The following is a 24,449-nucleotide window of genomic DNA, read 5'->3' on the forward strand; positions in this document are numbered from 1 at the left end:
GCGGTTCAGCCGCGCATTGCAGGTATTTTCCAGCGTCATTTCCCTGTCATCTGCACCCGCTAACGTGTTAATCTGTCGTTAACCCGTGCAGAGCGTCACGCCGCCGGGTTTCAGGGGTTCCAACCGGGTTTCTTTTCGTCGCCATGCGCCGAAGCGCGCTTCGCTATTCCCATAAAAAGCTCGAGGTCACTAGGAAAATGACTCATACCAACCGTGTCCGGCTGTCCAAGCTGTCGCTAGGTCTGATCGTCGCGCTCGCCGCGGCGCCCGTGTTCGCCCAGAGCACTTCGTCCGGCATCGGCGGCCGCGTGGTTGGCGCCGACGGCGCGCCCGTGGCCGGAGCGGAAGTCACGATCACCCACGTCGAATCCGGCACGGTCAGCCGCGCCGTCACCGACGCGAACGGCCGTTACGCGGCGCGCGGTCTGCGCGTGGGCGGTCCGTACTCGGTGACGATCAACAAGGCCGGCGCGGGCACCAGTTCGAAGAACGAGGTCTATCTGCCGCTGGACCAGGTGGCCGAAGTCGATGCGCAGCTGAAGAACGACGTGTCCACGCTGGAAGCGGTGACCGTGGTCGGCGCTTCCAGCGCCGACGTGTTCCAGGCGTCCAACAAGGGCCTGTCGACCACCGTCAGCCAGCGCGACCTGCAGAACAACCCCTCGCCGAGCCGCTCGATCCAGGACGTCGCCCGTTTGGATCCGCGCGTGGTGATCACCGACCGCGCCCGCGGCGAAATCTCGGCCCTGGGCCAGAACAGCCGCTTCAACAACGTCACCGTCGACGCGGTCGGCGTCAACGACCCGTTCGGCCTGGAAGCCAACGGCCTGCCGACCATCGGCACGCCGATCTCGGTCGACACGATCGAGGAATACAACATCTCCACCGCCAACTACGCAGTGACCAACCGCCGTTCGGTGGGCGCCAACATCAACGCGGTGACCAAGTCGGGCACCAACGAGTTCCACGGCTCGGCCTACTACGCGTTCCGCAACCGCAACAACATGATCGGCGAGTCCCCGGAAGGCAATAAGTTCCAGGGCCTGGGCCGCGAATGGACCGGCGGCGTCACCCTCGGCGGCCCGCTGATCAAGGACAAACTGTTCTTCTTCGCCAACTACGAAGAATCGCACGCCAGCCTGGGTTCGGACTTCGGTCCGTCGGATTCCAGCGCCACCAACAAGATCGCCGGCATCACCCAGGCGCAGTTGGATGCGGTCATCGCCCGCGCCAAGGAGTTGGGCCTGATTCCGGGCACCCGCGAGGCCTCGTCCGATCTGGAAGGCAAGCGCGCCCTGGTCAAGATCGACTGGAACATCAACGACGACCACCGCGCCAGCTTCCGCTACCAGCGCAGCCGCGAAGACGAGCCGATCGTCACCAACGGCAACGGCAACAACAGCTTCGCGCTGTCCAGCTACCGCTACAACAAGCAGCGCAACACCGACAACTACGTGCTGAACCTGTACGACGACTGGAGCGATTCGTTCTCCACCGAGACCTCGCTGTCGTACCAGAAGTACGACCAGACCCGTAGTGCGCTGGCGCAGCAGCCGCAAGTCGGCATCGCCTTCGGCGGCACCGCGGCCAGCCCGCAAGGTCCGTTCATCAACCTCGGCGAAGACCAGTTCACCCATTACAACGTGCTGGGCGTGAAGACCTTGAACGGCTTCTTCGCCGGCATCTGGTACGCCGACGACCACACCATCAAGGCCGGCTTCGACTTCCAGCGCGACGAGTACTACAACCTGTTCGGGCGCACCCAGTTCGGCGCCTACACCTTCACCTACGCCAATTTCCTGGCCGGCGGCGCCAACCCGGTGTACAGCCAGTACGACCTGTACCGTCCCAAGGCCGGTTATACCCTGGACGGCATCGCCGCCGAGTGGACGCTGAGCCAGAAGGGCTTCTTCGTCGAGGACAACTGGCAGGTCAACGACAGCCTGTCGGTGCAGTACGGCTTCCGCTACGACGTCGCCAGCACCAACGACAAGCCGCTGTACAACCCAACGTTCGAGCAGGCTTTCGGCTTCCGCAACGACGCCACGATCAACGGCAGCCGCGTGATCCAGCCGCGCTTCTCGTTCAACTACAACTTCCCGACCGAGAAGTACCAGACCCAGCTGCGCGGCGGCATCGGCCTGTTCCAGGGCAATAGCCTGGGCGTGTGGCTGACCAACCCGTACCAGAACGACGGCCTGCGCGTGGACACCTATTCGGTGCGCACTTACAACCCGGCGGTGCCGTTCAAGTCCGATCCGTTCGGCCAGGTCACGCCGACCGTCGCCGCGAATTCGCAGCAGGCCGTGGACTCGCTGGATCCGGCCTTCAAGCAGCCGACCGTGTGGAAGGCCAGCTTGGCCTTCGATCGCGAGCTGCCGTGGTGGGGCACCGTGTTCTCGGCCGAGTGGCAGCACCTGAGCGTGAAGGACGCCATCTACTACAAGAACCTCAACATCGGCGCGCCTAACGGCCGCCTGCCCGATGGCCGCTACAACTACTACCGCACGCTCGGCCAGGCGCCGGTCTCCAACGATGCGCGCGTCAACCAGGACCGCCGCTTCGCACAAGCGGTCACCTTGTTGACCAACAGCGGCAAGGGCAGCGCCGACAACATCTCGCTGACCTTGCGCAAGCCGTTCGCCGACAACTGGGCGGCCAGCCTGGGCGTGTCGTACGGCCGCGCCACGGAAGTCAATCCGGGCACTTCCAGCCAGGCGAGCTCGAACTTCTCGAACAACGTCTGGATCAACCCGAACGAAGACGTCGCTTCCGATTCCAACTACGCGATCGACCGCCGCATCAACGCGTCGATCACCTGGCAGCACAATTTCTTCGGCAACTACGCGACCGCGATCTCGGCGTTCTACGACGGCCACACCGGCCAGCCGTACAGCTGGGTGTTCAGCAACGACGCCAACGGCGACTCGTACAGCCAGCGCGACCTGGTGTACATCCCGAACCGCGGCGACGTGGTGTTCCAGGCGGGCACGCCGCAGTCGGTGATCGACCAGTTCTACGCCTATATCGACAGCGACGACTACCTGCGCCAGCACAAGGGCGAAATCGCCACGCGCAACGCCAGCCGTTCGCCCTGGATCAACCAGATCGACCTGAGCATCCGCCAGGAGATCCCGGGCTTCTTCAAGGGCGCCAAGGGCGAGCTGCGCATCGACGTGTTCAACTTCGCCAACCTGCTCAACGACAAGTGGGGCCGCGAGGAGCGCATCGGCTTCCCGTTCGTCCGCAACCTCGCCGGCTACAACGGCGTCTGCGGCGCCACGGTCACGGCGACCTGTACGGCGGGCTCGGCCGGCAAGTACATCTATACGCTGCCGACCACCAACGGCAATTACGCTCCGGGCCAGTACATCATCTACGACGACAAGGCCGTTTCGCGCTGGTCGATCCTGGTTACGGCGCGCTACACGTTCTAAGCTGCAACCGCGAAAAGAAGATGGACGCATCGGCCGGGGAGACCCGGCCGATGGCGTTTCCGGGACTCCGAATTGCGCTAAAGTCGCAGGCATGAACGAAGCCGCGACAACCACCTTGCCGACCGTCGACGCCCGCATCTACCCGCGCGGCGGCCTGGACGTCCTTTCCCGCGACGAAGTCGCGCGCCTGCGCGATGCGTCCAGCGGCGGTATGCACGATCTGCTGCGCCGCTGCGCGCTGGCCGTACTGACCAGCGGCAGCTCTTCGGACGATCCGCGCGCGGCCGGCGAGCTGTATCCGAATTTCGACATCCAGGTGCTGCAGCAGGACCGCGGCGTGCGCATCGACTTGCTCAACGCGCCGGCCATGGCTTTCGTCGACGGCGAGATCATCCGCGGCGTGGCCGAACTGCTGTTCGCGGTCGTGCGCGACCTGGCCTACACCGCGATCGAGTTGGGCGAGCGCGGCAACTACGATCTGGATACCTCGGACGGCATCACCAGCGCCGTGTTCGGTCTGCTGCGCAACGCGCGCATCCTGCATCCGGCCGAGCCTAACCTGGTGGTGTGCTGGGGCGGCCATTCGATCGGCCGCGACGAGTACGTCTACACCAAGCAGACCGGCTACGAGCTGGGGCTGCGCGGATTGGACATCTGCACCGGTTGCGGCCCGGGCGCGATGAAGGGCCCGATGAAGGGCGCCACCATCGCCCACGCCAAGCAGCGCAAGCGCGTGACGCGCTACATCGGCATCACCGAGCCCGGCATCATCGCCGCGGAATCGCCGAACCCGATCGTCAACCATCTGGTGATCATGCCGGACATCGAGAAGCGGCTCGAAGCCTTCGTCCGCATCGGCCACGGCATCATCGTGTTCCCGGGCGGGGTGGGGACCGCGGAGGAGATCCTGTATTTGCTCGGCATTCTGCTGCGTGAAGAGAACCGGGATCTGCCGTTCCCGTTGATCCTGACTGGGCCGGCCATCGCCGCGCCTTATTTCGAACAGATCGACCAGTTCATCCGCCTGACCTTGGGCGACGACGCGGCTTCGCGCTACGAGATCGTCATCGGCGACGGCGCCAGCGTGGCGAAGAAGATGGCGCACGGGATCAAGAAAGTGCGCGAATACCGCATCGCGCAGAAGGATTCGTTCTTCTTCAACTGGGCCCTGGACGTGCCGCTGGAATTCCAGAAGCCGTTCGTGCCCACGCACGAGGCGATGGCGGCGCTCGACCTGCACCACGGCCGCAAGCCGCACGAACTCGCGGCCGACCTGCGCCGCGCGTTTTCCGGCATCGTCGCCGGCAACGTCAAAGAGGACGGCATGCGACGGATCGAAGCGCACGGCCCGTTCGATATCCACGGCGATCCGGACATGATGCGGGCGCTGGACGCTTTGCTGCGTGCCTTCGTCGATCAGCGGCGAATGAAGATCGCAGGCGAGTACAAGCCCTGCTACCGGGTCCTGGCCTGACTCGGCGCCGGCCCCGCGGCCGGCCGCCTGGAAGGCCGATGTGACGGCCCGCACGGAACCGTATCGCGCCCGTCCCCTTTAGCTGACCGCCTGTCCGTCGGGGCTTGCGCCGGCTGCCGGCAGGCCGCAGCCTTGCGGGGTCTCCCCGGGGAAGGGTGGCTCGAAGCCATGCATCAGATCCGCGCCAAAGGGTTCACTTTGGTCGAGTTGATGATCGTCGTCGTCATCGTGGCGGTCTTGACGGCCATCGCTTTTCCAAGCTTCCAAGGTTCGATGCGTTCCAATCGCGTCGCGACCACCAGCAACGAGTTAATGGCTTCTTTCGCCTTGGCGCGTACCGAGGCGATCCGCAGCAAGGTCGGCAGCGGCGTCTGCACCAGCGCCAATGGCACGGGTTGCGGAGGCACTTGGAACGATGGTTGGATCGTCTGGACAGACGGTGCGGGCGGCAAGCAGGGAGAGCTGGACCCTGGCGAGACCGTAATCCGCTACGTCAAGCCCAACCAACGGATGACCATGAGCGGTTCCGCCGTGATTCTCGGTTTCGACCCGCGTGGGCGGTCCATGGCAGGGTCCCAGACGATCGGTGTGAAACCGAAAGACTACGACAAGCCCGCGCGATGCGTAGTGCTAACTGCCACCGGTCAAATGCGCATACAAGACACATGCTCATGAAATCTTCCTCATTCCGCCATGGCGGTCCGCGCCGAGCGCGCGGCTTCACTCTGCTAGAAGTGCTGATCGCCCTGCTGGTGCTCGCCTTCGGCCTGTTGGGTTTCGCCCTGCTGCAGACCATGAATTTGCGCTTCACCCAAAGCGCAAACCATCGCACCCAAGCCACGAACCTGGCCTACGACCTGCTCGACCAGATCCGCGCCAACCGCTTGCAGGCGCCGGAGTACACGGCGATCACGCCCGGCACGTTTGCCGGCGAAACCGGTTCGAACTGCCCCCAAACCGTAGCTGTCGTCACCGACAGCATCAAGCGCTGGCGCTGCCAGGTCGTGGCCACGCTTGGTACGGGCGCCAATGCCACGGTCAACTACACCGCGGCCGACGGCATGGTCTCGGTGCGCGTGGCCTGGAACGACCAGCGTTGGGTCGAAAATCCGCTCGATCGGGAAAAGTACTTCGAACTGAGGACGCAGCTATGAGACGGTCGTCGGTACGGGGCGTGTCGCTGATCGAGCTGATGGTCGCGGTGCTGATAGGTTCGATCCTGGTGTTGGGCCTGGTGGAAGTATTCGCGGCTTCGCGCACGGCCTACCAGATGTCCGAGGGCATGGCCCGCGTGCAGGAAAATTCGCGCTTCGCGATGGATTATCTGCAACGCGACCTGCGCATGGCCGGGCACTTCGGTTGCGTCAACGACCAATCGCACGCGCAGACCGCGGGCGCGCTGCAATCGCACTTCGAGAACAAAGACTTCCCGCTGCAGTTCAACGTGTCGATCCAAGGCTACGAAGCGCAAGGCACCGCACCGGGCAATAACGTCGATTTGTCCGTGGCGGGCGGCAGCTGGACGCCGGCGTTGCCGACCTACATAACAACGCTTAATCCCGTACCGCTGGGTCGCAGCGACATCGTCGTTCTGCGCTATTTGTCGGCCGAAGGCGTGCCGGCCGCGTCCGTTGCGATGGCGCCGGGCACGACCACCATCAAGATCGACCCCGCGCGCTGGTCGACGTTGACCGGAAACGGCGCTCCCAACCCGCGTTTGTTCGGCATCGCCGACTGCAATTACGCCGACATTTTCCAAGCGTCGACGGCGCCCGACGGCACCATCACGGTGCAGAACACCGGCCTCAACAAGACCGATTTTACCAGCGACCGTTACAGCGCCAGCCCGGCCGGGCAGGCGATGGTCTATCGCGCCGAAGCGGTGGTCTATTACGTCGGCGAGGGTTCGGCGCCGGGAACGCAGCGGGCCCTGTGGCGCGCACGCTTCATGGCCGATGACGCCAATCCGGTCATGGAAGAATTGGTCGAGGGCGTGGATAGCCTGCAAATGCTGTACGGCCTGGACACTTCCGCCGGCACGGGCAATCCTCCCAGCGGATACATCAGGGATCAGGTAACAGCGAACGTGGTCGACGCCGGTGCGAATTGGCGCAACGTCGGTCTGGTGCGCATCGGCGTGTTGATGAAAAGCCCTAACCGGGCGGCATCGATCGCCCCGGCCAGCGCCGACCGCATCCCCGCCGCGCTCGGCGTGAAGTTCACTTCGCCGGCCCCGTACGACGGCAATTACCGCACCACTTACGAGTCGACGATCGCATTGCGCAATCGTCTCTACGGCAACTGACGAGGCTTTGCCATGCGCCCCATCCGCCCACCCGTCTTCCCGCCGCGATCGCGTCAGCGCGGCGCGGTGCTGTACGTGGCCTTGATGATGCTGATCCTGCTCGCACTGATCGGCGTCATCGGCGCCCAGGTCAGCAGCATGCAGGAACGCATGTCGGCCAACTATCTGGCTTCGAACATGGCTTTCCAGCGCGCGGAGATGGAAGCGCGCTCGCAGGAAAAATGCATCGAAGGCGCGGTCAACCGCGTCGCCGCGTGCGCCACCAGCGTCGACCAGTATTGCGATTCGCCCACCGAGCCCGATGCGGTCAGCTGGGCGGGCAAGGGCAAGATGTCGGACGACAAACTGGCGCGCGTGCGCTCGATCGGCAAATGCATCGCCGGCGGTATGGGTCTGGGCATGGGCAAGAAGCCCGACAGCGAAGAAGCCAACCCGGTCTTCCAGATCAGCGCGTATGCCGCAGACCGTGCGGTCGATCCGAGTTCGTCGGCCGCCGTCGACACCATTTTCAGGCCTTGAGGAGCCCATCATGGCATCCCCTCGCAAGAAGACCCTTTTCGTAATCGCCTCGGTCCTGGCCGCCGGCGCCGCCGGCTACTACCTCTATTCGGCTTTCGCCGTGCAGGGGCAGGGCACGCTGGCGCAAGCGCCCTTGAACGTTCAGACCACGGTGCCGCCGGCGTTCATCATGGGCGTGGACAACTCCGGTTCGATGAGTTCCGACGAAACCCTTTGCCGCACCGGCCAGGGCCAATGCGCCTGGAACGCCACGACCCGCAGTTTCTTCGACGCGAACGGCGTGGCGCTGGAAAGCGGCGACAACAGCTACGTCAAAGTGATGGATTCGGGCGCGCCGCGTCCCGACCATTACGGCGCTGCGCGAGATCCCGAGTTCAATCGCGCGTATTTCAATCCGCACACCGTCTACCTGCCTTGGCAGAAATACGACGGAACGTTCGAAGCGGATTCGCCCGTCAATGCGGCGGTGGAAGACGTGCGTACTCCGACGTCCGGAACCACCTACAACTTCACCACTTACCTGGAAAGCAGCTTCACGTACAGGAACGGCATGGTGATGGCCAAGGGCACCACCTATTTCAACGACAAAACCTGCAACCGCGCTCCGGGCAGTTTTTCGACGACGAACAACTGGGTGACGCTGACGCAAGACAAAACGTTCACAACCGATTGCGCAACGACGTTCCGCTACTACCCCGCCGTGGTCTATTTGACCACCACGGCCGCGCCGCCGCCTGGATTCGATACCAGCAAGCGGGTATTGATCGTCGGTGCGGGCCCCAAGGGTGCCGATCTCTACAAATACGAATACCTCGAAGCCAATTTCACCACCGGCGGCAAGGCCGCGGTGCAGAACTTCGCGAATTGGTGGACCTATTACGGCAACCGCAATCGCGCGATGATCGCGGCGATGACGCAGTCGATGGTCGACATCACCAACATGCGCGTCGGTTATTTTCAGATCAATCCGGCCCCGCCCGCCGGCAATGTCACGATGTACGACATGAGCGTGGCGACGGACAAGCAGTCGCTCTACACGAAGATGAGGGCGCTGGACGCCAGCGGCAACACGCCCACCCGTCGCGCCGTGGCCTACATGGTCCAGCAATTCAAGCGCACCGACCGAGGCGCGCCGGTGCAGCTTGTTTGCCAGAAAAACGCGGGCATGCTGTTCACCGACGGCTACACCAACGACACCGCGACGCCGAGCCCGACCGTAGGCGACGTCGACGGCGCGTTGCCGGCGCCGTTCGGCGGCGGCGTGACCTCCAGCAACACCATCGCCGACTATGCGATGGACGGATACATCAACAATCTGCGCTCGGACCTGAAGGCGGGACTCGTGCCGGTTCCCAAGGCCGCTTGCGAAGTGGCCAATCCGGATCCGCGCCTGGATTGCCAGAAAAACCTGCACATGAATTTCTACGGCATCACGTTGGGCGCGCGCGGCGCGGTGTACGACGTCGATGCAGCGGCTACCGCCGATCCTTACAAGAATCCTCCGGCCTGGGGCGCTACCGGCACCATGAACCTGGATCCCAGGAACGTGGACGACATCTGGCATGCGGCGATCAACAGCCGTGGCGAATTCATCAACGCCACGTCGCCGGCCGCGGTCACCGCGGCGATGCGGCGCATTCTCCAGCAAGTGGGCGCAGGTGCTACGCCATCGGGCAGCATCGGCCTTACCGGCGCACGCGTGGGCACGGGCTCGCTGACGGTCGTGCCGTTCTACGAATCGACCAACAGCGGCACCGACTGGTACAGCACCTTGACGGGAGCCGAGGTCAGCAAGGACGCCGCCACCGGGTCGCTCGTCTACAAGGACAAGTGGGAGGCGAGCGTTAAGCTGCCGGCCCCGGCGGTGCGTGCCGCCACCACTTGGTTCGGCTCCACGACCGGCAGCGTAGTGCCGACAGTGAAGCAGTTCGCCGTGGCCAATCTCGGCGCTAAGCCTTTCGAAACGCTGTGCAGCAACGTCACGTTCGCGCGCTGCACCGAGGCCAAGATCACGGCGTTGGGCGCCTCCAGCACCCAGGTGGTCGATTATCTGCTGGGCGATCAGTCTCTTCAGGCGAAGAACGGCGGCACCATCAAGCTGCGCGACCGCACCACGCCGCTCGGCGACATCGTCAATTCCTCGCCGGTGATCTCCACGCCCAGCATGGACGATTACGGTTACGCCAGCCTGCGCGGCGCCACCGCCACCGATTTCGATCCGTACAACTACAGCAACTATCTGAAGACCACCAAGGCGAGCCGCGATTCGATGGTCTACGTCGGCGCCAACGACGGCATGCTCCACGCTTTCGACGGCAAGACCGGCGTCGAAAGGTTCGCCTATATCCCGGCGACCGCGCTCGGCCACATGGGCAACCTGGTGTTCCCCTACAAGGTCGAAGACAGGAACGATCAGGTCTTCAGCCACCGCTATTACGTGGACGGACCGATCACGGTTTCCGATGCCTACTTCGGCAGCAAGTGGGAGACGGTGCTCGTAGGCACGGCCGGTGCGGGCGGACGCGGCGTGTTCGCGCTGAACGTTTCCAACCCGGCGAGCTACAAGACCAGCGCTTCGGTGTTGTGGGAGCTCAACGACAAAGTCACCGACGCCAACATCAAGGGCAACATCGGTTACGTGCTGGGCAAGCCGGTGATCGTTCCGGTGAAGATCGGTTCGGTGGTCAAGTGGAAGGCCATTTTCGGCAACGGCTACGGCAGCGCGAACGGCGTGGCCACGCTGTTCGTCGTCGATATTGAAACCGGTGCCGTCGAATTCCGTCAGGCGATCGAGACCGCGGCTCCGGCCAGCTCCAACGGCTTGGGCAACATCATCGTCATCGATCGCTGGCTGGGCAGCACCACCAATGCCGGTCGCGACGGCTACGCGGACACCGTGTACGCCGGCGACCAGAACGGCGCGGTCTGGAAGTTCGACCTGCGCACCGCCAAGCCGACGATCGCCGTCGGCGGCAAGCCCTTGTTCGTGGCCAAGGACGCCAGCGGCAACCGTCAGCCGATCCTGGGCGGCTTCGAAGCGGCCAGCGGTCCTGCCGGCGGCGTCATGCTGTATTTCGGCACGGGCAGCTTCTCCTTCCTCAACGACGGCAGCGATACCACGATGCAATCGCTGTACGGCGTGCTCGACGCGTTCACTACGACGCCCGTCGCCGGCCGCACCGACCTGTTGGAGCAGCGCATCTTGTTGGACGGCACCGCCGTTCGCAGCGTGACCAAGAACGCGGGGCTCGGCAAAATGGGCTGGTACTTGGATCTCGGCGTTTCCGGCGCCTCGGGCCCGCCAGTGGCGGAGGGCGAGCGTTTCGTTGGCAATCCGATCATCGCCAACGGCATCGTTTTCTTCCCCACTTACGATCCGAGCACGACCGTCGATTGCGGCACTTCGGGCAACAACTGGCTATACGGCTTGAACGCGCTCACCGGCGGCGCCGCGCTCAACGGCACCCGGGTCGGTTCGCCCACGGGCGACAGTTATAGCGATACGACCGGCGCGGTGAAGCTGGATACCAAGGGCACCGCGCCAATCAAGGACGTCGCTGTATTGGCAACGCCAAGGCAGGGCATCCTGCCTCTGGGTTCCGACCCAACCGATGCGCTGAAGGCGCAGTGCTCCATGGTGGTGCAAGTGGCCGGCGCCTCTCCGCTGTACTTGCCGCGGCCGTGCGGCCGGCAGTCTTGGAGACAGGTCCTATGATCGATAGAGCCAACAGGGGGCAGGCCATGTCGTTCGCGCGCAATCCAGGCATCTCGTACCGCAGCCGGATCGGCGGATTCACGCTGATCGAGCTGATGATCGTCGTCGCGGTGGTGGCCATCTTGGCCGCCATCGCCTATCCCAGCTACAACGACAGCGTACGTAAAACGCGCCGCGGGCAAGCCAAGGCAGATATGGTGGAAATGGCCCAGCTAATGGAGCGGTTCCACACGATCAACAACACCTATGTCGGCGCCTCCGCCGGCTTGCCGGATCAGTCACCTAAGACCGGCACCGCACGCTATAAATTCGCCTTCAACGAAACGCAATCTACATTCGTTATCACCGCGACTCCGGAGACGGGTCAAAACAAGGACAAGTGCGGCGCATTGGGATTGAATCAAGCGGGGAGCAAGACGCCCACGACGGATGGGTGCTGGAACTAGTAGCCGTACCTTACATACCGATGTCTGCTAAGGGCCGCCCAGTGCGGCCCTTTTTCTTGCCTGAACGATCTGCGCCATGCGGTCGAAAGGCCGCGCTCGAAGCCGTGACGCAAACCGGTCCAGTTTTTTGACGCAAGCGTCTCGTGCGGCTAGTCACGACTGCGGCCATGACCAATCTGACGCCACGCCCGGACGCTGCCGGATGCCGGCCTGATCGTCCATTCGCCATGGCCACTATGCTCAAGACTTTACGTCTTGAACCTTGCTTCCATTGCGCCGCATCCGGCGGATCGGAGGGCAACGGACAAGAAACCATTAGCGGACTATCGGTTTAATGAATAACACGCAGCGGACGCTCATCACTATCGGAATGCTTCTGATCGCCACAGCCAGCGGATGCTCCACGCATACGGCGCCCGGCTTAAAAGGAAAGTGGAAACCGATCAACCATTTTTCGGAAACCGCCGAAGCAGTGCCGATCAACCCACCGTATATCTTCAGTGCCACACCTGCAGATGCGACGCTGAAAACATTGTTAGAGCGTTGGGCCAAAGATTCCGGGAAGACGCTCTCGTACCGGCACCCCAACGACTACACGTTATATGCCCCGGTTAGCCGCATCCGAACGCGCAGCTTGGATGAAGCGTTAACGGCCTTGACCGCGGCGTATGCGAACCAGAGGGTATCGATAACGCTGGAACAGCAAGCGATCGTCGTCAGCGAGAGCCCGCAGCTCGACGGTAACAAACTCCCTTAAGTGAGAGCTGCATCACGCATTCGAAACTATCTGGCGAGAGGCGGCCGCTTTCATAAGCGCGTTCCGTCATAGCCAAGGCCAGATCGCATCGGGGGGGCGGTTTCGGCGCAACTGACGCATAGCGTCGCGCAAGAACTTGGGCTGATCTTTGGACAGGGAATTCTGATCATCCACATGCTGCAGGAATCGCTAAGAAAATCCAGCCAGTTCGAAATAACCATCGCCGACATGGCCCTTCGCAGCGAGCGCCGCGCCTGGCGTGTATCGGCCGCGGCCTCGATCCTGTCGCTCATGCTGGGCGCAGGCTATTTCTACATTCTCCCTCTTAAGGAAAAAGTGCCATTCCTGGTTATGGCTGATGCCTATACCGGAACCAGCACCGTCGCCCGCCTTCGCGAAGACTTCAGCAAGAGCAGCATAACAACCAGCGAAGCTATCAACCGCAGCAATGTCGCGCATTTTGTCCTGGCCAGGGAATCCGGCCAACCTGCGGACACATATCGATAAAGCGTTAGCTGCCGCGCAGCCCATCCAACTCAGCACGTTGCAGATCGATACCATGCGGGAGAAGCAACAACCCGAGCCATCGATGTCTGAAAAAGAGCGAGGGGCAGCGATAGGCCGCTGAAGTTGGGCGGAACGCGGGATTTTCGTCCAAAAACAAAAGGCTTGCGTGCTACGCAAGCCTTTTTGGTTATTTGGCGCCCGAAGTTGGACTCGAACCAACGACCCCCTGATTAACAGTCAAGTGCTCTAACCGGCTGAGCTATTCGGGCGGGGAGAGGTATTTTAAGGGGTGACGGGCCTGGGTCAAGTTCGGCGGCCGTGGGCGGCTTATGGGGCGGCCGCGCAAGTGGGGTCCTGGGCCGGGTCGCGAACGGTGCGTGCGCGGCCCCAATTGTTGAGGATCACTTGCCCCAGCGGACGATGGCCGTTTCTGAGGCAAAGGCTCAGGGTGAGCGTGCTGCCGGTGGACTGTCCGTTCGGCTGGAATCGGGCGCGAGGGCGGCCCGGCGTCGCGCGCAGGATCAGGCTGGCGCTTAAAGGCTCCGCAACACGCAGGATGTCGCTACTGCTAGCAGGCTGCCCCGTTTTCTTGTCGTCGACGAACACGATCCATCCGTCCTCCCAAATGCCGTCCTTGCGGCACGTCAGACCCTCCTGGCTCGGGCAGACCGATACGGCCTGGCGCCGCATCAGCGCGGTGCTGCGCGCGGAGGACAAGGTTGCGGTAAGGCGGTTGAGAGCGGTGGCCGTGCGCGTGCGTTCCAAGGTGCCTTTGAAGGATGGCAGGGCCAGCGCCGTCAAGATCGCCAAGATGGATAGGGCGACGACCGTCTCGACCAGATTGAATCCTCGTTGTCCGCACCGCATGCGCAGCTCCCGACCGGCGATGCGTCAGGCTGCGCATCGGGCGAAGCCGCCGGTATCGGTGCGGGCCAAAATGCGGGGTAGGAAAACGCCGTTCGCATCCCCATATCGTTCCGCCCGGCTAAACTCGACCGATGCTCGAACTAGACGCCAACACCAACCCCGCCCAGCCCGCCGGCTTCAAGCTCGTGGCGCCGTATTCGCCCGCCGGCGACCAGCCGCAGGCGATCGTCAAGCTGATCGACGGCTTCGAAGCCGGGCTGGCTAGCCAGACCCTGCTCGGCGTCACCGGGTCTGGCAAGACCTACACCGTCGCCAACATGATCCAGGCGGTGCAGAAGCCGACCTTGGTGATGGCGCCGAACAAGACCCTGGCCGCGCAGCTATACGGCGAGTTCAAGGCCTTCTTCCCGCACAACGCGGTCGAGTACTTCGTCAGCTATTACGACTACTACCAGCCCGAGGCCTACGTTCCTTCGTCGGACACCTTCATCGAGAAGGACAGTTCGATGAACGAGCACATCGAGCAGATGCGGCTGGCGGCGACCAAGACCCTGCTGTCGCGGCGCGATGCGATCGTCGTCGCCACGGTGTCCGCGATCTACGGCCTGGGTTCGCCGGAAGACTATCTGTCGCTGCGCCTGATCCTGTCCCGCGGCGAACGCATCTCCCAGCAGGATCTGATCCGCCATCTGATCTATCTGCAATACAGCCGCAACGAATACGAGTTGCAGCGCGGCACTTTCCGCGTCCGCGGCGAGACGATCGACGTGCACCCGGCCGAGAACGACGCCGAAGCGCTGCGCATCGAGCTGTTCGACGGCGAGATCGAAAAGCTGTCGATGTTCGATCCGCTCACCGGCGAGACCCTGCGCGTGATCCCCCGCTTCACCGTGTACCCGAAAACGCACTACGCGACCACGCGCGAGCGCACGCTGTCGGCGATCGACACGATCAAGATCGAGCTGAAGGAACGCCTTGAACAGCTATATTCGCAGAACAAACTAGTCGAAGCGCAGCGCTTGGCGCAGCGCACCCAGTTCGACCTCGAAATGATGAACGAAGTCGGCTACTGCTCGGGCATCGAAAACTACTCGCGTCACCTCACCGGCAAGGCGCCGGGCGAGCCGCCGCCGACCTTGTTCGACTATCTGCCGCCGGACGCCCTGCTGGTCGTCGACGAATCGCACGTTACCGTTCCACAGCTCGGCGCGATGTATAAAGGCGACCGTTCGCGCAAGGAAACGCTAGTGGAATTCGGATTCCGCTTGCCATCGGCGCTGGACAACCGGCCGCTGCGTTTCGAGGAATGGGAAGCTCGTGCGCCGCGCAGCGTGTTCGTTTCGGCGACGCCGGGACCGTACGAATTGCGCAAGTCGGAAGGGCAGGTGGTCGAACTGGTGGTGCGGCCGACCGGCCTGGTCGATCCACAGGTGGAGATCCGCCCGGTCGCGACCCAGGTCGACGACCTTTTGTCGGAGATCAACGAACGCGTGGCGATGGGCGACCGCGTCCTGGTCACCACGCTCACCAAACGCATGGCCGAGAATCTCACCGAATACCTGTCCGAGCACAACGTGAAAGTGCGCTATCTGCACTCGGACGTGGACACGGTGGAACGCGTGGAGATCATCCGCGACCTGCGCTTGGGCAAGTTCGACGTGCTGGTCGGCATCAATTTGTTGCGCGAAGGCTTGGACATGCCGGAAGTGTCGTTGGTCGCGATATTGGACGCGGACAAGGAAGGCTTCCTGCGTTCGACCGGTTCGTTGATCCAGACGATCGGCCGCGCGGCGCGCAACCTGCGCGGCAAGGCGATCCTCTACGCCGACCGCATCACCGATTCGATGAAGCGCGCTTTGGACGAAACCGACCGGCGCCGCGAACGCCAGGTGCAGTACAACGCTGAGCACGGGATCACCCCGCAAAGCGTGGTGCGGGCGATCATGGACACGATGGAGGGCGCGCGCGACGAGCCTGATGCCGTGCGCGGCCGCGGCCGGAGCGCCGAGCGCAAGGCGGCGCGGCGGGTGGCCGAGGAAACGGAGGAATACCTGGCGCTGGACCCGGCCAAGTTCGCGCAGCGGCTCAAAGCGCTGGAGCAGCAGATGTACCAGCATGCCCGCGATCTGGAGTTCGAGGCGGCGGCGCAGGTGCGAGATCAGATCCGGCGGCTGAAAGAGGCCAGCCTGGCGGGCTGAAGCGGGCGGAACCCGGGATTTCGGTTGTCCGGGCCCCGTCCCGTCGGCTAAACTGCGCGGCCTCGCCGGAGCATCCGGCGGGCTTAGGGCGGTTAGCTCAGCGGTAGAGCACTACCTTGACATGGTAGGGGTCACAGGTTCGAACCCTGTACCGCCCACCAATTAAATCAATGGCTTAGGCTGTTTTTAATTGGATCGAATTTAGCCCCTCAAAACTGCCGGGACACGCCGATGAACAACCCGGCGTTGCCGTCGATGTCCTCTTTCAGCAGTGGACTGTCCGTAATTTCGCTGGGCAGGAATTCGTAGCCCGCATTCGCCATGGCCCGCCACTTCTCGGCGAACGGCCGCGCTACGGTGATGCCTATATAGCGAAGCATCGCGCTGCCGGGTTCGTAGCGAACCACGCCGCGGGCGACTTCTTTATCCAAGGTGCCGTAGTAGTAGTCGGCGGTGTCCTTGGATAGGTATTTCACCCCTACGCTCGGCGTCAGCACGAATCCGCCGAGCCGCATCGGGTACAGATAACCGATGTCGGCCTCGTAGCCGCCGCTGGTGTCCGTGATGTCCGCCTTGAGCTCGAATTTGATCTCGCCAGCCTTGCCGCGCCAGCTGGCCGCCAACCCGGCATCGACGCTGTCGTCGCGGTCTTCCAGCAGATCGCGGTCGATGCCGCGCCGCGCCAGCTCTTCTCTGCCGAAATCGTCGGCGTCCATGGCGCCAAGACGCCCAGCCAGGAAACCATCCAGAACGAAGCTCTCGCCCTTCACCAGATGGTAGCCGGCCGTGATGCCTCGCCAGTAGAAGCGCTCGCCCTCATAACCGAAGAACGGCACGACTCGCGTATAGGTACCTTCGCCCGCATACAGCTCGGTGCGCGCACCCGCCGCCAGACCGACACTCCAACGCGATGGCGCCACATCGGCGCGTTCCTCTCCTTTCTCCACTACCTGCGCATTCGCGATCCAAGGCATCAGCAGTACACACGACAAGATTGGGCGAACCTTCATGGCGGACTATCCTCGGCGGGGGCGAAATAGCGTGCCGAAGCTATCGGGATGTTTTTAAGATCTGTTTAATGCCTGCCACGGTATTCACGTCCTGCGATGTCGGTCAGGACATAGAGCAGGGCGATGACGGCGGATAAGGCGCAGGGATCCGACCGGCTCTTTCGCAGCTATTGAGTGTGCCGCTTTGCTGCGGTGCGGAATCCGCTGCCGATCGCGGATCGAAAGAATTCCTATCTTTTGAAACCCCGGCCTGCCTATCCAAAACAAGGACTTGCCTGGCGCACACTGCCGGCCATGACGGCGGACCCCCATGCGTAGCAAGTTGTTCGTGCCCGGTTCGCGGCCGGAATTGTTCGCCAAGGCGTTGGCGAGCGAGGCCGACGCGCTGTCCTTCGATCTGGAGGATGCCGTCGCCGCGGAACGCAAGGCGGAAGCGCGGACAGCGGTGGCCGAATTCGTCGGTTCGGAGAAAGCCCTCAATGCGGCCAAGGTCGTGATCGTCCGGGTCAACGCGCCGGGCACGTTGGAATTCGAAGAAGACCTCGCTGCCGTCGCGCGCGATGGCGTCGCCTTATTGAACTTGCCCAAGATCGAATCCGCGCAAGCGCTGCAGGCCGCCGCGGTGCTGATCGAGCATGCGGAAACCAAGAACCGCGTCGAGCGGCCGATCCAGTGGCTGATCAACATCGAAACGCCGAAGGCGCTGGCGAATGCCGCGTCGATCGCCGCGGCGCACCCACGCGTGGCGGGTTTGCAGTTGGGATTGGGCGATTTGTTCGGCCCTTACGGCATCGACCGGCGCGATGCCGCCAACGTGCACGCGGCGATGTTCGCGGTGCGGATGGCGGCGGCGCAGTCAGGCGTGTTCGCGCTGGATGGCGCTTATCCCGATCTCGACGATGCCGCAGGCTTTTCCGCGGAAGCCGGCATGGCGCGGCGCCTGGGTTTCGCCGGCAAGAGCTGCATCCATCCGCGCCAGGTGGCGCTGGCCAATGCCGCATTCGCGCCGTCGGAAGAAGAGTTGGCATCGGCGCGGCGCATCGTCGCCGCCGCCGAACAAGCGGCGGCCCGAGGCGACGGCGTGTGCGTGGTGGACGGCAAGATGATCGATCTGCCTTATCTGAAGCAGGCGCAGGCATTGCTCGCGGCCGTGCGAACATGACAGCGACGCGAGAGCAGGGGGCGACCATGGGCCATTTCGGAAATCGCGGACCGTGATCCGTCGACTCGCTCGCCTCTGCGCCGGTAGCGCGCTGCGCGGATTCGCCTTCGCCTGCGCGTTGTTGCTCGCCGGACCGGCCGTCGCGGAAAGCTTGACGCCGATGCGCGCGGGCTCGCTGCCCGCGATCGAATCCGCCGCTCCACTGACGGGCATCGCCGCCGTCGACGGCAATACGGTCGCGCTGCTGCGCGATTCGGCCTGGCGTCTCGAAGCCGGTGCGGAAGCCTGGTCGCCGGTGCGTTGGCGCGCGGGCAGCGACGGGGCCGATGTCCTCAGCGTGTTCGGCGACGAAAATCGCGGCTATGCCTTGCTCGGCGGAAACGGCGCTTCGCCGAAAGCGGCGAACGGCGTCGCCCAATTTAGCCTGGCGGGCGGCGCGCTGTCGCTGCAACCCTTGCCGCCTTTGCCGGCGCCGCTGCGCGATGCGCGCGGCGCGCTGAAAGAGAGCGCTTTGTACGTCGCCGGATTCGAGGGCGACAACGCGCGGCTGTTCAAGATCGACCTGGCGGCCGAACGCCCGCAATGGGCGGCCCTGGCGGCTTGGCCCGGAAACCGGCCGATTCTTTCGCTGGCCACTCAGACCAATGCGGTCTTCGTCGTGACGGAGGATGCCGGCGCGCAAAAAATATGGCGCTGGAGCGCCGACGGCGGATGGAGCGACAAAGGCGCGGTGCCGGGCCGGTTGGTGCCCGGTTCGGGCCGTGCGGTCGGACAGGCGCACGTGCTGTATCTGCTGCGCGACGCGGCGCAACCCGAAGGCGCGGCCAAACCGACGACGTACCAAACCATTACCGGCGCATGGGCGGCGCTGCCGGGCGCGAGCGTCGCAGGCGCGATCGCCACGGCCCCCTGGCGCGACGGCTTGGTTTGGGCGCAACCGGCGCCGACCGGCGGAATCGCCTTCGGTTATGCGCAGATCCAGTCCAGCAAATTGCTGCTGAAATGGTTGGACTGGGTGGTGATCGTCGTCTACCTGGCGTCGATGATCGGCATCGGCCTGTATTTCTATCTGCGCGAAAAGCGCAACAACACCGCCGGCTTCTTCGTCGGCGGCCGCAGTATCCCGTTCTGGGCGGCGGGCATCAGCCTGTACGCCGCCAACACCAGTTCGATCAGCTTCATCGCCATTCCGGCCAAGGCGTTCGAGACGAACTGGCAATACCTCACCAACAACCTGATCGCGGTGCTGGGCTTGATGTTCGTCGCGGTGTGGATCGTGCCGCTGCTGCGCCGCTTGGATCTGATGTCGGTGTTCTCGTACCTGGAAACGCGCTTCCATCCGGCGATCCGGATGCTGGCCAGCGCGTTGTGCATCGTCATGCAGATCGGCAGCCGGATGAGCGTGATCCTGTTCCTGCCGGCGCTGGCCATCGCCACCATCACCGGCATCAGCGTGGTGTGGAGCGTGATCCTGATGGGCGGCTTCACCATCGTCTACACCGCGATGGGCGGCATGAAGGCGGTGATCTGGACCGATTTCGTGCAGGTGATCGTGAAGATGGGCGGCGCGATCTTCGCCATCGGATTCATCGTCTGGACCCTGCACGGCGGCGTCGGCGAGTTCTGGTCGACGGCGATGGCCGAAGACAAGATGCATCTGTTCGATTTCAGTTTCGACCTGACCAAGGCGACGGTGTGGGGCTTCATCTTCCTGGTGATCTTCGACGTCGTGCTGACGTTCCCGAAAGACCAGGTGCTGATGCAGCGCACGCTGTCGACCAAGTCGGACAAGGAAGCCGGGCGCTCGATCTGGGCGTTCGCCGCGATCATGATTCCCGGCGGCTTCGTGTTCTACATGATCGGCACCGCCCTGTTCGTCTACTACAAGAACAATCCGGAGCGGATGAATCCGCTGCTGCCGATCGACGCGACGTTCCCGCTGTTCATCGCCGCCGAACTGCCGAGCGGGGTGACCGGGCTGATCATCGCCGGCATCTTCGCCGCGGCGATGGCCACGCTGTCGGGCATCATGAACAGCGTCGCGACCCTGATTTCGGTCGATTTCTACGAAAAAATGGCCAAGAACCCGACCCCGGCCAAAAGCGTGCGCTTCGCAGAATGGATGACGGTCGCGGTCGGTCTGGTCGGCATCGGCGTCGCGCTGTTGCTGTCGCGGTTCGACATCCATTCGCTGTTCGACGTGTCGATCGAGCTGGCCGGCCTGCTCGGCGGGGGGTTCGCCGGCGCCTACACGCTGGGCATGTTCACCCGGCGCGCGAATTCGCCGGGCGTGGCGATCGGGATCGGATCGGCCATCGTCCTGACCCTGGTGGCCTGGTCGTTCAAGCTGGTGCATCCGTACTACTACCTGGCGATCTCGATTCTGTTGTGCATCGTCATCGGCTACCTCGCGAGTTTGTTGTTCCCCGCGCCGCAGCGCTCGCTGAAAGGGCTGACGATCTACGCCGACAGGGCCTCGGATACCTGAAATACAGTGACTAACGGCGCATTGGCGCCGGATGCGCGGCTCGTGTAGCCTGCGGGATCGCCGAGCGAGATGCCGTGGAGACCCAGTTCCTCAACACCTTCGTCACCGTGGTCGACCAGGGTTCCATGGCGGCCGCGGCGCGCGTGCTCAACATCACGCCGGCGGCGGTGGCGCAGCAGATCCGCACCTTGGAGCGCGAGATCGGCGCCACGCTGATCGCCCGCGTCGGCCGCACCGTCAGCGTCACCGAGGAAGGCTCGCGCATCCTGCAGCGCTCGCGCGATCTGCTGCGCAACGTCGCCGACCTGCGCAGCGTGGCCAACGACAACGCCGTCTCCGGCGAATTGCGACTGGGCGCGTGTCCCACGGCATTGGCCGGCATGTTGCCGGATGCCTTGGCGCGGATGGTGGAAGCGTTTCCATTGATCAACGTCTTCATCAAGCCGGGCTATTCGGCCGATCTGTACCGGGCGGTGGAAGAGGGCGATCTGGACGCCGCGTTGGTGCTGCAAGCGCCTTACGCGCTACCCAAGACTTGCGAATGGCAGCTGCTGCGCGAAGAGCCGCTGGTCGTGCTCGCGCCGGACAGCATGGCCGGACGCGACCCGCACGAATTGCTCGCGACCGAACCGATGATCCGCTACGACCGCCACCAGTGGGGCGGCCGCCAGGCCGACGAATACCTGCGCGCGGCCGGCATCGTGCCGCGCGAACGGTTCGAGCTGAACGCGCTGAACGCGATCGCGGTGATGGTGGATCGCGGCCTGGGCGTGTCGTTGGTCCCGGATTGGGCGCGGCCCTGGCCCGAAGGCCTGAAGGTCGTCCGCATTCCGCTGCCGCAGGCCACGGTGCCGCGGCGGATCGGCGTGGTCTGGTCGCGCTCGAGCGTGCGCGTGCGCTTGGTGACGGTGTTCCTGCAGGAAAGCCGTAAGGCGATGCAGGCGCAAACGCGCTAGGGCGTCGCCTTTGTAGGAGCGGCTTTAGCCGCGAGCTCTTCCCCTCACGCTCCCGCCATGCGCCGGGTTCGTTCCGAACCGGCCGAAAAAGCTCACGGCTGAATCCGATCCTGCAAAAGCCGATTGTTTTGTTGCACTGCGACAAATCTTTTCTATCGTCGTAAGCAACAAAAAATAGTCTCTGAACATAGGCCGTGGCGGTTCTACGCGCCCAGGGGAGCGCATAGGCTCTCGCGCAACAAGGCTGTTGCTTTAGCGCCGGGGGAGAGGTGCAGGCGGGGCGCGCGGAGACGCGCGTCCCATGAGCGCTTCATAGATTCGAAGCACGGGCAACACGCGCTTCGCAGCCACAGGAATCCACGACCGACATGATCAAGCCACTTTCCGCAGCGATCGCCTGCATCCTGATGGCCTCCGCATCGGCCGCCTATGCGCAGGATGCGCAGACGCCGGCCCCGGACGACGCCAAAAAAGATACGACGGCGACCAACCTCGACGGCGTCATCGTCACCGGCACGCGCGCGCCGAAAGCGATCGAGAAGATCCCGGGCGCGATCACCGTCGTTTCGCAGCAGGAAGTCCAGCACACCCTGGCGGTGACCGAAGACGCGACCGCGGTGCTGTCGCGCAGCGTGCCCGGCTACGCCGAATCCTCGCAGGCAATGAGCAATACCGGCGAAACCCTGCGCGGCCGCCTGCCGCTGCGCCTGTTCGACGGCGTGCCGCAAGGCTCGCCGCTGCGCGAAGGCACCCGCAACGGCACCTTCACCGACATGGGCATCATCAGCCGGGTCGAAGTGATCAACGGCCCGTCCGCATCGGAAGGCATCGGCGCCACCGGCGGCGTGATCAACTACATCTCCAAGACGCCGGACAAGGAAGGCTACGAAACCACGCTTACCACGCGCTACAGCACCCAGGGCCACGAGGACAGCGAAGGCTGGAAGATCGGCGCGACCTTCACGGCCAAGAAGCAGGCCTGGGACTTCATCGGCGCGGCTTCGTACATCGACCGCGGCATCAGCTACGACGGCAACGGCCGTCGCATCGGCATGAACACCAGCGGCTCGCTGGCCAGTTCCGAAGCCAAGAATCTGTTCCTCAAAGGCGGCTACAACTTCGGCGAAGACGGCGTGCAGCGTCTGCAGTTCAGCTACAGCAAGTTCAAGATCGAAGGCAAGGGCGAGTACATCCAGGTGCTCGGCTGCCGCGGCCCGACCGACAACCCGCCGTGCGCCGTGCCGCGCACCAATACTTCGGAAAAAGGCCAGATTTTCGGTTCGAAGGACGCATTCAACGATTTCGAACAGTATCAGCTCGAATATTCCCACCAGGATTTCTTCGGCGGCACGCTGGTGGTGAACGCCTACAAGGCCGACCAGGCCATGCGCTACCTGCCCGAGAACAGCGACGACAAGCAGCTGATCAAGGTCCCGCCGTATCCGCCGGGTTTCGTCGCGATCTACGACCAATCCGAAATCGATTCGCGCAAGAAAGGCCTGCGCACGTCCTGGACCCGCACCTCGCTGTTCAACGTCGACGGCCTGGAACTGCACGTCGGCGTCGATCTGGTGGAAGACGAAGCCGAGCAGCGCTTGGCGCTGACCGACCGCACCTGGGTGCCGCCGATGAAGTACACCAGCACCGCGCCGTACGCGCAGCTGTCCTACGACATCGGTCCGGTCACGGTCAGCGGCGGCTACCGCCGCGAAGACGGCGAACTCGAGGTGGACGACTACACCACCACCGCGTTCCGCAACAGCGTGTTCGTCAAGGGCGGCAAGCTCGACTACAAGGCCGACCTGACCAATGCCGGGATCATCTGGCGCATCAACGACGGCTGGTCGGCGTTCGCGGCCTACAGCAAGGGCTTCACCTTGCCGAACGTGGGCATCCCGCTGCGCAACATCAGCGTGCCGAACCAGACCGTGGCCGGCATCCTGGATCTGCAGCCGATCATCGTCTCCAACAACGAAGCCGGCGTGAACTGGCGCGGCAAGCACGGCTCGTTCGCGGGTTCGATCTACCGTTCGTACTCCGAGCTCGGCGTTTCGCTGCAGATCGACCCGACCACGAACGATTTCATCATGACCCGCGCGCCGGTCGAGATCAAAGGCTTCGAGCTGAGCGGCGAAATCATCTTCAACGACAACTGGAAGATGAGCGCGCTGTACTCGGAGATCCGCGGCAAGACCTCGTTCTGGTCCGCGGACCGCGACGGCCGTTTCGGTCCGGGGCCGCTGCACAAGCCGATGGGCGTGCTGGACATCAACCCGGACAAGCTGGCGATGTCGCTGACTTGGAAGTTCCTGCCCAATGCCGATGCGACGTTCGGGTTCACCCGTTTGTCCGATCGCGACCTGTACGGCAAGGACGTGCGTCCGTTCGACAACGCGAAGTTCAGCTATACGGAAAAAACCGAGGGCTACACGCTTTACGACGCCAGCGTGAACTACGACGCCGGCAAGATCGGCAAGTTCACCCTAGGCATCGAGAACGTGTTCGACAAGCAGTACATCCTCAGCTGGTCGCAGCTGGCCGGTTTCCAGAACTACTGGGCAGGCCGCGGCCGGATGACCTCGCTGACCTACACCATCAAGTTCTGAGC

General features: G+C 63.6%; 17 protein-coding genes and 2 tRNA genes. 16 read left to right on the forward strand and 3 right to left on the reverse strand.

The window, feature by feature from the left end:
* Window positions 1–197 precede the first annotated feature (197 nt).
* The 10 genes from FCE95_RS13030 to FCE95_RS13075 all read left to right on the forward strand — a co-directional run bounded on the left by FCE95_RS13030 (window position 198) and on the right by FCE95_RS13075 (window position 13,160).
* A complete protein-coding gene (locus FCE95_RS13030; RefSeq protein ID WP_137267437.1) occupies window positions 198–3,437 on the forward strand; it encodes a TonB-dependent receptor in 3,240 nt (1,079 codons plus the stop codon).
* Between the two features lie 91 nt (window positions 3,438–3,528).
* Window positions 3,529–4,911 carry a nucleotide 5'-monophosphate nucleosidase PpnN gene (gene ppnN, locus FCE95_RS13035; protein WP_137267438.1) on the forward strand — a complete coding sequence of 461 codons (1,383 nt, stop codon included), beginning with the start codon at window positions 3,529–3,531 and terminating at the stop codon, window positions 4,909–4,911.
* 210 nt (window positions 4,912–5,121) lie between these two features.
* On the forward strand, window positions 5,122–5,586 hold the full coding sequence (locus FCE95_RS13040) for a GspH/FimT family pseudopilin (RefSeq protein WP_317616485.1): 465 nt from the start codon (window positions 5,122–5,124) through the stop codon (window positions 5,584–5,586).
* Window positions 5,583–6,065, forward strand: coding sequence for a type IV pilus modification protein PilV (gene pilV, locus FCE95_RS13045; RefSeq protein WP_137267440.1), 483 nt, complete (start codon window positions 5,583–5,585; stop codon window positions 6,063–6,065). Before FCE95_RS13040 ends, pilV begins: the two co-directional genes overlap by 4 nt.
* Entirely contained in the window at window positions 6,062–7,216 is a 1,155-nt protein-coding gene (locus tag FCE95_RS13050) for a PilW family protein (protein ID WP_137267441.1), read from the forward strand. The genes pilV and FCE95_RS13050 overlap by 4 nt, the downstream gene beginning before the upstream one ends.
* Before the next feature lie 12 nt (window positions 7,217–7,228).
* Complete coding sequence (locus FCE95_RS13055) at window positions 7,229–7,735, forward strand: pilus assembly PilX family protein (protein ID WP_137267442.1); 507 nt, start codon at window positions 7,229–7,231, stop codon at window positions 7,733–7,735.
* 10 nt (window positions 7,736–7,745) lie between these two features.
* Complete coding sequence (locus FCE95_RS13060) at window positions 7,746–11,450, forward strand: pilus assembly protein (RefSeq protein ID WP_137267443.1); 3,705 nt, start codon at window positions 7,746–7,748, stop codon at window positions 11,448–11,450.
* A gap of 26 nt (window positions 11,451–11,476) precedes the next feature.
* Window positions 11,477–11,896, forward strand: coding sequence for a type IV pilin protein (locus FCE95_RS13065; protein WP_137267444.1), 420 nt, complete (start codon window positions 11,477–11,479; stop codon window positions 11,894–11,896).
* 334 nt (window positions 11,897–12,230) lie between these two features.
* Window positions 12,231–12,653 carry a TcpQ domain-containing protein gene (locus tag FCE95_RS13070; RefSeq protein WP_137267445.1) on the forward strand — a complete coding sequence of 141 codons (423 nt, stop codon included), beginning with the start codon at window positions 12,231–12,233 and terminating at the stop codon, window positions 12,651–12,653.
* Window positions 12,654–12,827: 174 nt separating this feature from the next.
* Window positions 12,828–13,160 (forward strand): VirB8/TrbF family protein, encoded by a 333-nt coding sequence (locus FCE95_RS13075; protein ID WP_137267446.1) that lies wholly within the window; start codon window positions 12,828–12,830, stop codon window positions 13,158–13,160.
* A gap of 192 nt (window positions 13,161–13,352) precedes the next feature.
* Here the strand turns inward: FCE95_RS13075 and FCE95_RS13080 are convergent.
* Window positions 13,353–13,429: transfer RNA gene (locus FCE95_RS13080), tRNA-Asn, on the reverse strand.
* A gap of 58 nt (window positions 13,430–13,487) precedes the next feature.
* Window positions 13,488–14,027, reverse strand: coding sequence for a GspH/FimT family pseudopilin (locus FCE95_RS13085; protein ID WP_137267447.1), 540 nt, complete (start codon window positions 14,025–14,027; stop codon window positions 13,488–13,490).
* A gap of 131 nt (window positions 14,028–14,158) precedes the next feature.
* Between FCE95_RS13085 and uvrB the strand changes: the two genes are divergently transcribed.
* A complete protein-coding gene (gene uvrB, locus FCE95_RS13090) occupies window positions 14,159–16,225 on the forward strand; it encodes an excinuclease ABC subunit UvrB (protein ID WP_137267448.1) in 2,067 nt (688 codons plus the stop codon).
* Window positions 16,226–16,311: 86 nt separating this feature from the next.
* Window positions 16,312–16,386 (forward strand) — tRNA-Val (locus tag FCE95_RS13095).
* Window positions 16,387–16,434: 48 nt separating this feature from the next.
* Here the strand turns inward: FCE95_RS13095 and FCE95_RS13100 are convergent.
* Window positions 16,435–17,235, reverse strand: coding sequence for a MipA/OmpV family protein (locus tag FCE95_RS13100; protein ID WP_137267449.1), 801 nt, complete (start codon window positions 17,233–17,235; stop codon window positions 16,435–16,437).
* Window positions 17,236–17,545: 310 nt separating this feature from the next.
* Here FCE95_RS13100 and FCE95_RS13105 point away from each other — a divergent pair, with 310 nt between their 5' ends.
* The 4 genes from FCE95_RS13105 to FCE95_RS13120 all read left to right on the forward strand — a co-directional run bounded on the left by FCE95_RS13105 (window position 17,546) and on the right by FCE95_RS13120 (window position 24,447).
* Window positions 17,546–18,397 carry an HpcH/HpaI aldolase/citrate lyase family protein gene (locus FCE95_RS13105; protein WP_137267450.1) on the forward strand — a complete coding sequence of 284 codons (852 nt, stop codon included), beginning with the start codon at window positions 17,546–17,548 and terminating at the stop codon, window positions 18,395–18,397.
* Between the two features lie 52 nt (window positions 18,398–18,449).
* Entirely contained in the window at window positions 18,450–20,885 is a 2,436-nt protein-coding gene (locus FCE95_RS13110; RefSeq protein WP_223266888.1) for a sodium:solute symporter family protein, read from the forward strand.
* A 74-nt stretch (window positions 20,886–20,959) separates the two neighbouring features.
* Window positions 20,960–21,841: a LysR family transcriptional regulator gene (locus tag FCE95_RS13115; RefSeq protein ID WP_137267451.1), complete on the forward strand. Its 882-nt coding sequence runs from the start codon at window positions 20,960–20,962 to the stop codon at window positions 21,839–21,841.
* Window positions 21,842–22,209: 368 nt separating this feature from the next.
* A complete protein-coding gene (locus FCE95_RS13120) occupies window positions 22,210–24,447 on the forward strand; it encodes a TonB-dependent receptor (RefSeq protein WP_137267452.1) in 2,238 nt (745 codons plus the stop codon).
* Window positions 24,448–24,449: the final 2 nt, after the last annotated feature.

It is taken from the genome of Luteimonas gilva (assembly GCF_005239095.1).
Lineage (GTDB): Bacteria > Pseudomonadota > Gammaproteobacteria > Xanthomonadales > Xanthomonadaceae > Luteimonas_C > Luteimonas_C gilva.

What these genes read in the sequence shown, in the direction of transcription:
- FCE95_RS13055 (WP_137267442.1), top strand. Translation starts at nt 7,229, where the DNA reads ATGCGCCCCATCCGCCCACCCGTCTTCCCGCCGCGATCGCGTCAGCGC.
- FCE95_RS13085 (WP_137267447.1), bottom strand. Translation starts at nt 14,027, where the DNA reads ATGCGGTGCGGACAACGAGGATTCAATCTGGTCGAGACGGTCGTCGCC.
- uvrB (WP_137267448.1), top strand. Translation starts at nt 14,159, where the DNA reads ATGCTCGAACTAGACGCCAACACCAACCCCGCCCAGCCCGCCGGCTTC.
- FCE95_RS13065 (WP_137267444.1), top strand. Translation starts at nt 11,477, where the DNA reads ATGTCGTTCGCGCGCAATCCAGGCATCTCGTACCGCAGCCGGATCGGC.
- pilV (WP_137267440.1), top strand. Translation starts at nt 5,583, where the DNA reads ATGAAATCTTCCTCATTCCGCCATGGCGGTCCGCGCCGAGCGCGCGGC.
- FCE95_RS13120 (WP_137267452.1), top strand. Translation starts at nt 22,210, where the DNA reads ATGATCAAGCCACTTTCCGCAGCGATCGCCTGCATCCTGATGGCCTCC.
- FCE95_RS13100 (WP_137267449.1), bottom strand. Translation starts at nt 17,235, where the DNA reads ATGAAGGTTCGCCCAATCTTGTCGTGTGTACTGCTGATGCCTTGGATC.
- FCE95_RS13050 (WP_137267441.1), top strand. Translation starts at nt 6,062, where the DNA reads ATGAGACGGTCGTCGGTACGGGGCGTGTCGCTGATCGAGCTGATGGTC.
- FCE95_RS13075 (WP_137267446.1), top strand. Translation starts at nt 12,828, where the DNA reads ATGCTGCAGGAATCGCTAAGAAAATCCAGCCAGTTCGAAATAACCATC.
- ppnN (WP_137267438.1), top strand. Translation starts at nt 3,529, where the DNA reads ATGAACGAAGCCGCGACAACCACCTTGCCGACCGTCGACGCCCGCATC.
- FCE95_RS13060 (WP_137267443.1), top strand. Translation starts at nt 7,746, where the DNA reads ATGGCATCCCCTCGCAAGAAGACCCTTTTCGTAATCGCCTCGGTCCTG.
- FCE95_RS13105 (WP_137267450.1), top strand. Translation starts at nt 17,546, where the DNA reads ATGCGTAGCAAGTTGTTCGTGCCCGGTTCGCGGCCGGAATTGTTCGCC.
- FCE95_RS13030 (WP_137267437.1), top strand. Translation starts at nt 198, where the DNA reads ATGACTCATACCAACCGTGTCCGGCTGTCCAAGCTGTCGCTAGGTCTG.
- FCE95_RS13040 (WP_317616485.1), top strand. Translation starts at nt 5,122, where the DNA reads ATGATCGTCGTCGTCATCGTGGCGGTCTTGACGGCCATCGCTTTTCCA.
- FCE95_RS13070 (WP_137267445.1), top strand. Translation starts at nt 12,231, where the DNA reads ATGAATAACACGCAGCGGACGCTCATCACTATCGGAATGCTTCTGATC.